Below are 12,944 nucleotides of genomic sequence, written 5' to 3'. Positions count from 1 at the left end.
GCCAACCCCCGGCGCCGGTGCGGGAACACCGGGCGGCTCGAGCGCCGGCGCCGGTGCGGTCGTTGGCTTGGAGGCGCCCGCCCGCCCCGGTCCGCGGGCGGGGACATGCCGGCGACGAAGGACGGCCTCGGTAGACAGAGCGACCTCGCGATCGGCGGGATCGACGGGCGACCCACGCGGGACGGTGCCCCGAAAGTCGGAGCGGGCGGTGTTCTACGACGTGTCGGAGTCTAGCCGCCGCGGCGCTGCGTACGCGCGTCGACCGCGCCCGGACCCCCGCCGCCGCCCTGCGTCCTCTCTCACAACCGCGCCACGCGGCCCCCCGGGCGGCGGCGACCGACATGTACTGGCGTGGGGCATCGGACAGCGACGGTGGGTATGACGCATGGACGGCGGGCATCGGGCATGAACCACAGGGACCGGGATTCCACTCGTCGTGCGCGTTGTTCTCCCAACCGCCACCCGACTGTCACGGGGATCCGCAGACTGGGATCAGACTGGAAACAGCCTGGGATGGAGCCGGCCCCAGAGGGTAGTGCCCTGAAGGGGGTGCGCCCATCGGAGGACAGCTTGGAGACATGGTGAGGACGCCACCGCCCGCGGAGAGGAAGTCAGCCCGATGAGCAATCCCCTGTCCGAGCTCTCAGCCGCCGGAGTGGCGGTCTGGCTGGACGACATCAGCCGGGACCGCCTACGCACCGGCAACCTCGCCCACCTGGTCGAGAACCGCAGCGTCGTCGGCGTGACGAGCAACCCGACCATCTTCCAGAAGGCGATCAGTTCGAGCGACCTGTACGACGAGCAGCTGCACGACCTGGCGATCCGCGGCGTGGACGTCGGCGAGGCCGTCCGGGCCATCACGGCCGCCGACGTGCGCGACGCCTGCGACGTGCTGCGCGGCGTCTACGACGCCAGCGGCGGCGTCGACGGCCGGGTGTCCCTGGAGGTCGATCCCCGGCTCGCCCACGAGGCCGAGCGCACGCTCGCCGAGGCGCGTGCCCTGTGGTGGCTGGTCGACCGGCCGAACCTGTTCATCAAGATTCCCGCCACCCGGGCCGGCCTCTCGGCGATCACCGAGACGCTCGCCCAGGGCATCAGCGTGAACGTGACGCTGATCTTCGGACTCGACCGGTACGACGCCGTGATCGACGCGTTCATGACCGGTCTGGAGAAGGCCCTGGCCGCGGGGCGCGACATCACCGACCTGGTCTCGGTCGCGTCGTTCTTCGTCAGCCGGGTGGACACCGAGGTCGACCAGCGGCTGGAGAAGATTGGCACTCCGGAGGCGAAGGCGCTGCGCGGCCGGGCCGCCGTCGCCAACGCCCGGCTGGCCTTCGAGCGGTACGAGAAGGCGTTCGCCACTCCCCGCTGGGCGGCCCTGGCCGCGGCGGGCGCGAAGCCCCAACGCCCATTGTGGGCGTCGACGTCCACCAAGGACCCATCCCTGCCGGACACGATCTACGTTACCGAGCTGATCGCGCCCGGAACCGTCAACACGATGCCGGAGGCAACCCTGGAGGCGTTCGCCGACCACGGGTCGGTGACGGGCGAGACGATCCGCCCCCGCTACGAGGAGGCCCACGAGGTGTTCGCCCAGCTCACGGCCGTCGGAATCGATCTCGACGACGTGATCGAGACCCTGGAGAGCCAGGGCGTACAGAAGTTCGAGGACTCGTGGACCCAGCTGCTGGACACCATCGCAGCGCACCTGGGCTCACCCGGTTCGTCCGCGTAAGGCCTGGCGCCGGCCGTGGCCGTGGCGGTCGCCACGGCGGTCGCCACGGCCGTGATGATCGTCTCAGCGTCGTTCATGGACACCCGACGGTCCCCGGTGAAACAACCTCGGAGAGACCACAAGCAGAACGAAGGGGGAACGGGTGGCGCCCACGGTGAGTACCAACCCGCTGCGGGACCCACGTGACCGCAGACTGCCGCGCCTGCCGGACGCGAGCGCCCTGGTGGTGTTCGGCGCTACCGGCGACCTGGCCCGCAAGAAGCTGATCCCCGCCGTCTACGACCTGGCCCACCGCGGCCTGCTGCCGCCGGGTTTCGTCCTGCTCGGGTTCGCCCGCCGGGACTGGCCCGACGAGGACTTCGCCGAGTTCGCCCGGCAGGCCGCCGAGAAGGGCGCCCGCACCCCCTTCCGTGCAGAGGTCTGGGACCGGCTGGCGGGCTCCGTGCGGTTCCTGCCGGGGTCCTTCGACGACGACGCCGCGTTCGACCGGCTCGCCCGGGCGCTGGAGAGCCTGGAGCACTCCCACGGTATCCGTGGCAACGCGGCGTTCTACCTGTCGATCCCGCCGTTGGCCTTCCCGGTCGTGCTCAAGCAGATGCAGCGCACCGGGCTCTCCTCGGCCGCTGGTTCGGGCGGCTGGCGCCGGGTCGTCGTCGAGAAACCGTTCGGTCACGACCTGGAGTCGGCCCGGCAGCTCAACGCGCTCGTCGACGACGTCTTCACCCCGTCCGGGGTGTTCCGCATCGACCACTACCTGGGCAAGGAGACGGTCCAGAACCTCTTCGCGCTGCGCTTCGCCAACACGCTGTTCGAACCGATCTGGAACTCCCAGTTCGTCGACTCGGTGCAGATCACCATGGCCGAGGACGTCGGGATCGGCACCCGGGCCGGCTTCTACGACGAGACGGGCGCCGCCCGGGACGTGCTCCAGAACCACCTGTTGCAGCTGCTCGCCCTGACCGCGATGGAGGAGCCGGTCAGCTTCGGCGCGGAGACCATCCGCACCGAGAAGCTGAAGGTGCTCCGCGCGGTATCGTTGCCTACGGACCTCACCCGCTACGCGGTACGGGGGCAGTACGAGCAGGGCTGGCTCGCCGGGGAGCGGGTCCCGGGCTACCTCGACGAACAGGACATCCCCGCGCAGTCGCGGACGGAGACCTTCTCGGCGGTGCGCTTCGGCATCGAGACGCGCCGGTGGGCCGGGGTGCCGTTCTACCTGCGGACTGGCAAGCGGCTGCCACGGCGGGTCACCGAGATCGCCATCTTCTTCAAGAAGGCGCCGCACCTGCCGTTCGACGAGACCGCCACCACCGAGCTCGGCAACAACCAACTGGTCATCCGGGTGCAGCCCGACGAGGGGGTCACGCTCAAGTTCGGCTCCAAGGTCCCCGGCTCGGCGATGGAGGTCCGGGACGTCGCGATGGACTTCCTGTTCGGTGAGGCGTTCACCGAGGCGCTGCCGGAGGCCTACGAACGGCTGATCCTCGACGTGCTGCTCGGCGACGCGACGCTGTTCCCGAACAACGCGGAGGTCGAGGAGTCCTGGCGGATCGTCGATCCGCTGGAGCGGCACTGGGCGGGCACCACCCCGCACCGCTACCGGGCCGGCACCTGGGGCCCGGCGGCCGCCGACGAGATGCTCGCCCACGACGGTCGCCGGTGGCGGCGGCCATGACCATGGATTAGGAGCCCCTCGTGACCACATTGTGGGACACCACCGGTTCTGAGGTGGTCAAGGCCCTCTCCGCCGAACGACGGGCGGCCGGAGCCCTGGCCTTCGGCTTGGCGCTGACCCTCGTCGTCGTCGTTGACGAAAAGCACGTCAGCGCCGCCGAGGGCGCGGCGACGCTGGCGGCCTCCGCCCATCCGTGCCGGCTACTGATCGTCGTCCGCCGGCAGGTCGACGTGCCGCATCCCCGGCTCGACGCCGAGGTCTCGATCGGCGGTCGGCTCGGCCCGGGCGAGGCGGTCGTGATGCGGATGTCCGGCCGGTTGGCGCCGCACGCGGAATCGGTCGTGCTTCCCCTGCTCGCACCGGACGCCCCGGTGGTCACCTGGTGGCACGACGAGCCGCCGACCCGGATCGCCTACGACCCGCTCGGCGTGTTCGCCGACCGGCGGGTCACCGACGTCACTGCCAGCCCGGACCCGCTGTCGGCGCTGTTCCAGCGGGCCGCGGACTTCGCCCCCGGCGACACGGACCTGTCCTGGACCAGGCTGTCGCCCTGGCGCACCCTGCTCGCTGCCGCCTTCGACGCGGTGGTCAGCGAGCGGCCGGACTCAGCCGTCATCACCGCCGGCCGGGCCGATCCGAGCGCCCAGCTGTTCGCCGGCTGGCTCCAGAACAGGCTCGCCGTCCCGGTGACGGTCGACGAAACGGGTGGCCGGCCCGGTATCACGGCGGTCGCCGTCGCCCTCGACGGGGACCGGCTGGCCGTCTCCCGCACCGACTCCCAGTCGGCGATGATCTCCCGCACCGGGTACCCGGACCGGGTACTGCCCCTGTCCGACCGGGGCGTCGGGGACCTGCTCGCCGAGGAGCTGCGCCGGCTCGACGACGACGCCGTCTACGCCGAGGCCCTGGGTACCTGGAGCGGCCTGCCGAACCTGACCAGGCGCTCGCCGCACCGAGAGCACATCTGGCGGGACCCGATGGACCAGACCGTGGGCGCCACGGACGCCTTGGCCGCCAGCACCGTGACGTCGAGCGCCGCGGCCCCGGGCACCGCGGCCCCGGGCACCGCCCCGACGAGTGCCTCGAACAACGAACGGGCGGTGGGTGGCGCATGACGGCCGAGCCGGAGCTCGTCCTCCATCGTGACGCCGGGGTACTGGCCAGGGCCGCCGCGGCCCGTCTGATCACCCGGCTGGTGGACGCCCAGACGGCCCGCGGGGAGGCCTCACTCGTCCTGACCGGCGGTGGCATCGGCATCGCCCTGCTGCGGGCGGTGCGATCGAACCCGGCTCTCGACGCGGTGGACTGGAGCAAGGTCGACATCTGGTGGGGCGACGAGCGGTTCGTCGCGGCCGGCTCGCCCGACCGCAACGAGCGGCAGACGCGGGAGGCGCTGCTCGATCACATCCCGGTGGATCCCAAACGGATCTTCCCGATGGGCCATCTGGCGGCCCCGACCGCGGGCGGTGACGTCGAGGGACGAGCCGCGGCCTCCGGCTATGCCGACCCGGAGTCCGCCGCGGTGGAGTACGCCGCGCTGCTGGCCACCCGTGCCGTCACCGGATCGGCGGTGCCGAGCTTCGACGTGGTGCTCCTCGGGCTCGGCCCGGAGGGCCATGTCGCCTCGCTGTTCCCGGGCTCCCCCGCGGTCGTCGCGACCGAGCCGGTGGTGGCCGTGCATGACTGCCCCAAGCCACCGCCGGAACGCGTCACACTGACCCTGCCGGCCATCCAGTCCGCCCACGAGGTCTGGGTGATCGTCGCCGGGGAGGAGAAGGCCGATGCGGTCGCGGCGTCGTTCTCCGGAGCGGGACCGATCACGATCCCGGCGACGGGAGCGGTCGGCCGCGACCGCAGCCTGTGGCTCGCCGACCGGGCCGCCGCCTCCCGGCTGCCCGGCTGGCAGTGACGCGGTCCGCGGACGACCTGTCCCGTGGGCCCGGTACGCGTGCCGGGCCCACGGGACGGCACCGGCGGATCAGGTCAGGATCTTGTCAGGTCAAGATCTTGGTCTTGCCCCGCTCGAACTCGGCCTCGCTGATAATCCCCCGGTCTCGCAGGTGCGCGAGCTTGCCAAGTTCGTCGGCGTCGCTCGTCGTCCTGGCGGCCTCCTGGAGGTAGGCGCGCCAGGCCTGTTCGTCGCGCTGCGCCGCGGCGCGGCTGCGCTCGTGCATGCTGCCACCCCGCACGATCAGGTAGGCGATCACGCCAAGCCAGGGCAGCACCACGATCGCGACCGTCCAGGCGGCCTTCGCCCATCCGGACAGATCCTGGCTGCGGAACACGTCCATGATCACGACAAGCAGCAGCCACAGCCACAGGATGAAAGCAAAAAACCACAGCATATAGAGGAAGACGCTGAGCAGCGGAAAATCGGGATCCACGGAGTACCTCCTGTCCACGCCGTGGTCGGGCGGTGGCCTGGGCGGGCCACGGTCGTCCCGGCGTCCTGGGGCCCCGGTTCCGGCCCGGACCCGGTTTCTGACCCGGTCCGTTCATACCCGCGCCGGGCCGTCCCGCCGTCGCGCCGCCTCACCCGCCGGGGGTGGACCGCCCAGCGCACTCACCCGCTCACCCGGCAGCCCGCTCACCCGGCGGTCCGGCCAGCCGGCGGCCCCGGTCAGCCTGGGGGCGCGGGGGACGATGGGGACACGGGGGGCGCTGAGCGGCGCATGGTCGCCTGCCCCGCCGAGCTGATCTCGGTCGCCGGATACGAGCAGTCGAGCGTGCCGTCGCCATGGAGCACGAGGTCCAGCCAGGTGGCGGCGAAGCACAATGCCCCGACCCGGGTGAGACGTTCCTCGAGCCGGACCGAGGCGCCGGACACCGCCCGCAGCACGAGCTCGCCGGCGCACCCACTCTCCGGGTAGGCACTCGTGCCGATCACCTCGCCGATCCGGCCGCCCCGCAGCACCAGCTCGGCGTTGAAGTGCACGAACGCCTGCGTCACCGATCCGCTCCAGCTGCCGATCATGCCCGGGGGCAGCGCCTCGCCAGCCTCGGCACCCGGTTGCGACCCGACCCCCGCCGGATCCCGCGTGGCGACCGTCGGCGGCGAGGCGCGACGCCGGTCGCCGTCGTCGCCGCTGCCGTCCGCGCCGAACAGCTGGTACGCCCCGGCGGCCACGGCGGCGAGCAGCACCAGGACGATCATCGCCCCGGCCATCAGCCGGGGTGCCCGCCACGGCCGGGCCCATCCGACCGCACCGGTGGGCCGCGCCGTCCCTGGCCACGCCGGCGGGAACGGCACGGGTCGCGACCCGGTCCGGCGCCGGATCACCGCGTCCGGCGCCGGGGACGGCGGGGATACCGGGGACGGCGAGGATACCGGGGCGGAATCGGCCGGGTGGGACGCGGCCCAGGTCAGCAACGCCTGCGCTCCCTCCGCGCGCAGCCGGCTCGCCGGGTTCTTGGCCAGCAGCCCGGCGATCGCTGCCGACAGCCTGCCGCCCCGGAGGAAGGGTGGCGGATCGGCGTGCAGCACGGCGCCGATAGTGGTGAGCAGCGTGTCGCGCTGGAACGGTGAGACCCCCTCGACGGCAAAGTAGAGGGTGGCGCCGAGGGCGAACAGGTCGCCGGCCAGGGTCGCGGGGCCGCCGAGGAGGCGCTCGGGCGCCATGTAGGCGGGCGTCCCGCCGCTGCCGACGCCGCCGGTGAGGGTCGGGTCGGCGGCGTGGGTGGCGATGCCGAAGTCGGTCAGCAGCACCCGGCCGTCGTCGGCCAGCAGGATGTTCGATGGTTTGACGTCCCGGTGCAGCACGCCCATCTGCTGGCCCGCGACCAAGGCGTCGAGGACCGCGAGCCCGACCTGGATGGCACGCTCGGGCGGCAGGGGACCGTCCCGGTTGACCGTCGTGGCGAGTGTGCCGGCCCGGACCAGCTCCATCACGATCCACGGCAGGCCGTCGTGTTCCACGGCGTCATGGACGGTGACCACGTGCGGGTTCCCCCGCAGCCGGGCGGCGTTGCGGGCCTCGCGCATCGCCGTCTCCACTCCGGCGGCACGCTCGTCGTCGTCGAGGTCGGCGGAGACCCGGATCTCCTTGATCGCCACCTCGACCCGGAGCACATCGTCGTGGGCCCGCCACACGGTGCCCATCCCACCGGAGCCAATCCGTTCGACGAGCCGGTACCGCCCGGCGACGATCCGGCCGATGCCGACATCATCCACAGTCACAGGGGCATCCTCGGCGGCGGCGCAACGGCGGCAGCCCGTTCCCGGCGGCGACCGTCGGCCGCTGCCGGGAACGGGCCCGGCCCCGGGCTAGGAGGCGCCCCGAAGCTTGGCGAGCGCCTCGGCGAGGATCGCCTCGCCGTCCTTCTCGTTCCGTCGTTCCCGCACGTAGGCGAGATGGGTCTTGTACGGCTCGGTGCGCGGCGGGGCGGGGGTGTTGTCCCGATCCCGTCCCGCCGGAAAACCACAGCTCGGACAATCCCACGTGTCGGGAATCGCCGCGTCCGCGGCGAACGACGGTCTCGTCTCGTGCGCGTTGGCGCACCAGAAGGAGATACGTTGCCGGGGCGCGGTCTCGCCCCGTTCCGCCTCTCCCATCGGTCCTGCCCCGACCCGGCTCCCCCGGATGGCGTTGCCACCTGCCACGGCCCGCGTGCTCCTTCGTCTCGTCCCATGGGTGGTAGCACGGAAACCGTGCCTGCCGATTCCGCGGCCTCGAGCGCCGCGGAACCTCGTACCCGGTTTCGTAAACCTGACGTTCCCGGCACTTTTCCCCGGGTGTTCCTCCGGGTACGTCCTGGGGGGAGTGTAGGCCGCGAGAGCCACACATGGATGCACCGACCACCCCCGCCTGGTTACCCCTGGCGTTACCCCCGGCGGGAGGAGCGTGTTCAGGTCGGGTGTCATCCGGACCCCAGCGAGACCGCGGTCGGATCGGCGGTGCCAACCGACGGCACGATCGTGAACGCGGTGACGTTCGTGCTATGGAACTGCGGGGTGTGCACGACGGCCAGCGGGATTACCGCGACCTGCTCGACCACCGTGTGCTCCAGGTCGGCCCAGTCGCTCGCGGCGGTCGCCTCGCTGGTGGCCCGCAGCGCCGTGGCGAGCAGATGCAGGGCGCCCGGATCCCGGTAGCCGCCGTCGGCCGGCCTGGGGCCGGCCCACGTCTCGTCCAGCAATGGCTGGAAGACGGTGCGGCCCGCGTCGCCGTACCAGTCCGGGGCGATGGTGGTGAGCGCCAGGTCCCAGAACTGCCCGGTGGGGTGGACGGCGGCCGCACGGTAGCGCTCGCCGGTCCGGATCCGGATGTCGAGGCGGATGCCGGAACGGGCGAAGGCGGTCCGCAATGCCTCAGCGGCCGCCACGTCGGTGGCGCTGTCCGTGGTGAGCAGGGACAGCGCCGTGACGGGCCCGCCGGGGGTGTGGCTCAGCGCCTCCCGGCAACGGGCCGCGTCGCCGAGTCCCGCCGGACGCGGGAAGGGATCCGCGTCGGTGTAGCCGGTCATCGTCTCCTGCAGCAACCCGGTGGCGGCAGCGGCGAACTCGGGGCCGCCGAGCGCCGCCGCGAGGCTCACCCGGTCAATGCAGTAGGGCAGCGCCCGGCGGACCGGCAGCTCACGCAGCGCGGCCGCGGAGGGCCCGTTGAATCCGACGGTAAGCGCCAGGGTGACCCCGACCCCGTCGACCACGAGACGGGGGTCATTCGCCCTGGCGAGCTCCACGGCCCGACTGTCGGGGATCTTCCCATCGAGCGACATGTCCGCGTCGCCGCTCTCCAGCTCCTGCTGCATGGCCTCCGGACTCAGGCCGTCGAAGATCGTTATATGGTCGGGCAGGGCGCGGCGGATCCCGTCCGAGGATGCGCTCCAGGATGGGCTGCGCGACAGCCGGTACCCCTCGCCGGGAGCGACCGTGAACCGGTACGGCCCGGCCGACACCAGGTTGTGCAGGTACTCCGGCGAGTCCGGCGGGTAGGCCAGGGCCTCCAGCGGCACCGGGGAGGCCGCCGGTAGCGCCAGCACGTCCACGAAGTCGTTCACCGGGGCCAGTAGATGGAACGCGAGCGTGTCGTCGCCGACGATCTCGATGCCCTCCACGGTGCTGCTCTCGACGAAGGCCGCGGCGTCGGCAACCGGGATCGCCGCCAGCTGGGCACAGAACTCCCGGAATCCGACGATGGTCGCCGTGAAGTAGCCGCGCAGCGGTGACGGGTTCGGGGGCGTGCACAGTCGCTTGATGCCGCGGGCGACGTCGTTGGCAGTGATCCGGCGCTGGTTGGGGGTGTCCCAGCGCACCGCGGGACGCAGCCGCACCGTGTAGACCAGCCCGTTCTCGGTGACGACCGGCGCGCCGACGGCGAGGTCCGGCCGCGGGATGGTCGACTTCGTCGTGTCCTCGTCGGAGGGATAGCTGAACAGCTGGCGGGTCACGAGCCGGCTGACCGCCCGCTCGCCGGGCTGGTCGGCCCAGCCGGGATCGCCGCTGGGCATCCACTGGGTGACGATCCGCAGCGTGCCGCCCGGCTTGTCGGGCGGAGGGGGCGTGGCGGTCGCCGCCGGGGTGGGACTGGCGGCGAGCTCACGCGATCCGCCCCCCGAGCCGCCGCCGCTGCAGGCGGTCACCGTGGCGGTCAGGACCGTGGCGAGCAGAACCGTGGCGAGCACGGACAGGGGGCGGGGCAGCCGGCCTCCACGGCCGCGACCACTCCCGCGGCCGGGACCAGGGCGCGGGCCGAATTGGGCGTTCAATTCTTCAGCAGCAAACCGAGACCGACGATGCAGGTGAACCAGATGATCCCAACCACGATAGTCAACCGGTCGAGGTTCTTCTCCACGACCGAGGACCCACCCAGCGACGAGGACACGCCGCCGCCGAACAGGGTGGACAGCCCGCCTCCCTTGGCCCGGTGCAACAGCACAAGCATGATCATCAGAATACTCGCGACAATCAGGGCGATCGACAGACCGATCGTCATCTAGACCAGCTCCCGCTCCTCGGGGAAGTGGCAGGCCACCCGGTGCCCAGGCCGAACCTCCGACAAGGGCGGTTCCACTGTCCTACACACCTCCTCGGCCTTCCAGCAACGTGGGTGGAACCGGCACGCCTCGAGGGGATCGGGCGGGCCGGGCACGTCGCCACGCAACAGTATCCGCTCCCACCGACGGTGCTTCGCCTGGTCCGGCACCGGGACGGCCGGCGGCAGGGCGAGTGCGCGGCAGGGCGAGTACACAGACGCGTCCGCCGTCAGGCCGGCGGCCCGCTGCGCACGATGCCGACGAACTCCTCGGCGACCAGGCTCGCCCCGCCGACCAGCCCGCCGTCCACATCCGGCATGGTGAACAGCTCGCCGGCGTTCGCCGCCTTCACCGAGCCGCCGTAGAGGACACGGGTCCCAGCGGCAATCTCATCGCCGTACTGCCTGGCCAGCTGGCCGCGGACCGCCGCGCACATGTCCTGGGCGTCCTGCGCGGAGGCGGTGCGGCCGGTGCCGATCGCCCACACCGGCTCGTAGGCGATGACGATCGTCGCGGCCTGCTCGGCGGTGATGCCAGCCAGCGACTGCTCGAGCTGACGCAACACGTGCTCAACATGGGTGCCGGCGGCCCGGATCTCCTCGGGCTCCCCCACGCACAGGATGGGGGTGAGCCCCACGGAGAAGGCCGCCTTCGCCTTGGCCGCCACCAGCGCGTCGTCCTCGTGGTGGCCGGCCCGGCGCTCGGAGTGCCCGACGACGACGTAGTCGCAGCCGAGCTTGGCCAGCATCGCCCCGCTGATATCACCGGTGTGCGCACCCGACGCGTACGGGGAGAGGTCCTGCCCCCCGTAGGCGATGGCGAGCTTGTCTCCGTCCACCAGGGTCTGCACGCTGCGCAGATCGGTGAACGGTGGGAGAACGACGACCTCGACGGTCTCCAGCTCGGCGGGCTTGAGATCGAAGGCGATCTTCTGCACCAGCGCGATCGCCTCGAGGTGATTGAGGTTCATCTTCCAGTTGCCGGCCACCAGCGCCCGTCGGCCGGTGCCCTTGACACCGACGGCGCCCTTCGAGCCGGCAGCGCCCTTCGCCGATCTGTCCTTGCCCACGCCGTCCTCGTCCTTCCCGGATCCCCTGTTCTTCCCGGATCCCCTGTCGGAACCTCGCTCAGATCTTCCCCGGCCCAGCAGTGCCATCAGCCGGCCCCGGCGCCGGGCGTCCCGCGGAAGTCAGACATCGAGGGCCGCGAGCCCGGGCAGCGTCTTGCCCTCCAGGTATTCCAGGCTCGCGCCGCCGCCGGTCGAGATGTGGCTGAAGGCATCCTCCGGGATGCCGAGCGTGCGGACCGCCGCGGCGGAGTCTCCGCCACCCACGACGGAGAACCCCTTGCCGGCGGCGACCGCCTCGGCCACCCCCCGGGTGCCCGCGGCGAACGGCGCGAGCTCGAACACGCCCATCGGCCCGTTCCAGAAGACCGTAGCCGCTCCGGCCAGCCGCGCGGCGAACAGCTCCGTCGACGCCGGGCCGATGTCGAGCCCGAGCCAGCCGGCGGGGATGGCGCCGGCCGCGACGACGGCGGTGTCCGCGTCGGCGGCGAACCTGTCCGCGACGACGACGTCGGTCGGCAGCACGATCCGCTCCCCGCCCTCGGCGAGCAGCTCCTTGCACGTCTCGATCATCTCGGTCTCCAGCAGCGACCCGCCGACCCCGTGACCGAGCGCCGCCAGGAAGGTGAAGCACATCCCTCCGCCGACGAGCAACGTGTCGACCTTGGGCAGCAGCGCGCGGATCACGCCGAGCTTGTCGGACACCTTGGACCCGCCGAGCACGACACTGTAGGGACGCGCCGGGTCGCTGCTGAGCCGGCGGAGCACCTCCAGCTCGGTGAGCACGAGCCGGCCCGCGGCGTGCGGCAGCCGCTTCGGGACGTCGGCGACGCTGGCGTGGGCCCGGTGGACCGCGCCGAAGGCGTCCCCGACGTAGAACTCGGCGAGCGCCGACAACTCGTCGGCGAAGGCCGCGCGGATCGCCGCGTCCTTGCTGGTCTCCCCGGCGGCGAAGCGCAGGTTCTCCAGCAGCGCCACCTCGCCGTCCCCGAGCCCGGCGACCACCTCGCGGGCATGCGCACCGGCGATGTCACCGCTGCCGTCGCCGGCGAACGCCACCGGCCGGCCCAGCAGCTCGGCGAGCCGACCCGCCACCGGCTCCAGGGAGTACTTCGGGTCCGGTTCGCCCTTCGGCCGGCCCAGGTGCGAGCTCACGACCACCCGGGCGCCCCGGTCCAGCAGTGCGGCGATGGTCGGGACGCTGGCGCGGACCCGGCCGTCGTCGGTGATGCGCGGGGTGTCACCGGAACGGTCCAACGGCACGTTCAGGTCGCTGCGGACCAGCACCCGGTGCCCGGCGACCTGCAGGTCGTCGATCGTCCTCACGCTTCGTTACTCCATCGGGGAGAGAAATTGTCGAGGAAGGGCCGGAGGGGATCCTCTCCGGGCGAGGATCCCCTCCGGCCGGTCGGGAGGAACGGCCGGGGAGGACCGGCGCCGCCCGACGGGTTTCGCCAGCCGGCGGCGTGCGGGCCCAGCGGCGTGCGGGCCTAGAC

The 12,944-nt window shown here is 72.2% G+C and carries 11 protein-coding genes and 1 pseudogene; 4 read left to right on the top strand and 8 right to left on the bottom strand.

The features are described 5' to 3' along the window. Window positions 1-619: 619 nt before the first annotated feature. The 4 genes from tal to pgl all read left to right on the top strand — a co-directional run bounded on the left by tal (window position 620) and on the right by pgl (window position 5,319). Window positions 620-1,735, top strand: a complete 1,116-nt coding sequence (gene tal / locus ACY5KJ_RS10810; protein ID WP_462187986.1) for a transaldolase — start codon at window positions 620-622, stop codon at window positions 1,733-1,735. Between the two features lie 142 nt (window positions 1,736-1,877). Continuing rightward, on the top strand, window positions 1,878-3,410 hold the full coding sequence (gene zwf, locus ACY5KJ_RS10805) for a glucose-6-phosphate dehydrogenase (protein ID WP_462187985.1): 1,533 nt from the start codon (window positions 1,878-1,880) through the stop codon (window positions 3,408-3,410). Between the two features lie 20 nt (window positions 3,411-3,430). Continuing rightward, window positions 3,431-4,525 carry a glucose-6-phosphate dehydrogenase assembly protein OpcA gene (locus ACY5KJ_RS10800; protein ID WP_462187984.1) on the top strand — a complete coding sequence of 365 codons (1,095 nt, stop codon included), beginning with the start codon at window positions 3,431-3,433 and terminating at the stop codon, window positions 4,523-4,525. Continuing rightward, window positions 4,522-5,319 carry a 6-phosphogluconolactonase gene (gene pgl, locus ACY5KJ_RS10795; RefSeq protein ID WP_462187983.1) on the top strand — a complete coding sequence of 266 codons (798 nt, stop codon included), beginning with the start codon at window positions 4,522-4,524 and terminating at the stop codon, window positions 5,317-5,319. The genes ACY5KJ_RS10800 and pgl overlap by 4 nt, the downstream gene beginning before the upstream one ends. 85 nt (window positions 5,320-5,404) lie before the next feature. Here the strand turns inward: pgl and ACY5KJ_RS10790 are convergent, their stop codons facing one another. From ACY5KJ_RS10790 to ACY5KJ_RS10755, 8 genes and pseudogenes are all read right to left on the bottom strand, one after another. Further along, the gene (locus ACY5KJ_RS10790) at window positions 5,405-5,794 is read right to left on the bottom strand and encodes an SHOCT domain-containing protein (protein ID WP_462187982.1); all 390 of its coding nucleotides are present in this window, start codon (window positions 5,792-5,794) and stop codon (window positions 5,405-5,407) included. Between the two features lie 236 nt (window positions 5,795-6,030). Then, window positions 6,031-7,587: a serine/threonine-protein kinase gene (locus ACY5KJ_RS10785; protein ID WP_462187981.1), complete on the bottom strand. Its 1,557-nt coding sequence runs from the start codon at window positions 7,585-7,587 to the stop codon at window positions 6,031-6,033. A gap of 87 nt (window positions 7,588-7,674) precedes the next feature. Continuing rightward, entirely contained in the window at window positions 7,675-8,010 is a 336-nt protein-coding gene (locus ACY5KJ_RS10780) for an RNA polymerase-binding protein RbpA (protein WP_011436081.1), read from the bottom strand. A 257-nt stretch (window positions 8,011-8,267) separates the two neighbouring features. Beyond that, window positions 8,268-10,037: an ABC transporter substrate-binding protein gene (locus ACY5KJ_RS10775; protein ID WP_462203287.1), complete on the bottom strand. Its 1,770-nt coding sequence runs from the start codon at window positions 10,035-10,037 to the stop codon at window positions 8,268-8,270. Between the two features lie 74 nt (window positions 10,038-10,111). Continuing rightward, entirely contained in the window at window positions 10,112-10,342 is a 231-nt protein-coding gene (gene secG, locus ACY5KJ_RS10770) for a preprotein translocase subunit SecG (protein WP_462187980.1), read from the bottom strand. Continuing rightward, window positions 10,343-10,573, bottom strand: a pseudogene (locus ACY5KJ_RS10765) (oligopeptide/dipeptide ABC transporter ATP-binding protein); the annotation flags it as partial. Window positions 10,574-10,611: 38 nt separating this feature from the next. Then, window positions 10,612-11,538, bottom strand: coding sequence for a triose-phosphate isomerase (tpiA, locus tag ACY5KJ_RS10760; protein WP_462203286.1), 927 nt, complete (start codon window positions 11,536-11,538; stop codon window positions 10,612-10,614). A gap of 33 nt (window positions 11,539-11,571) precedes the next feature. Next, window positions 11,572-12,774, bottom strand: coding sequence for a phosphoglycerate kinase (locus ACY5KJ_RS10755; RefSeq protein WP_462203285.1), 1,203 nt, complete (start codon window positions 12,772-12,774; stop codon window positions 11,572-11,574). Window positions 12,775-12,944 lie beyond the last annotated feature (170 nt).

It is taken from the genome of Frankia sp. CcWB3, from assembly GCF_977927595.1.
Note: the sequence above shows the minus strand (reverse complement) of the source record. Positions and strands in the feature narration are given on the sequence as shown.

Bases quoted from the DNA above. Each gene is read 5' to 3' on its own strand.
- tpiA (WP_462203286.1), bottom strand. From the start codon at position 11,538: ATGGCACTGCTGGGCCGGGGAAGATCTGAGCGAGGTTCCGACAGGGGA.
- tal (WP_462187986.1), top strand. From the start codon at position 620: ATGAGCAATCCCCTGTCCGAGCTCTCAGCCGCCGGAGTGGCGGTCTGG.
- pgl (WP_462187983.1), top strand. From the start codon at position 4,522: ATGACGGCCGAGCCGGAGCTCGTCCTCCATCGTGACGCCGGGGTACTG.
- secG (WP_462187980.1), bottom strand. From the start codon at position 10,342: ATGACGATCGGTCTGTCGATCGCCCTGATTGTCGCGAGTATTCTGATG.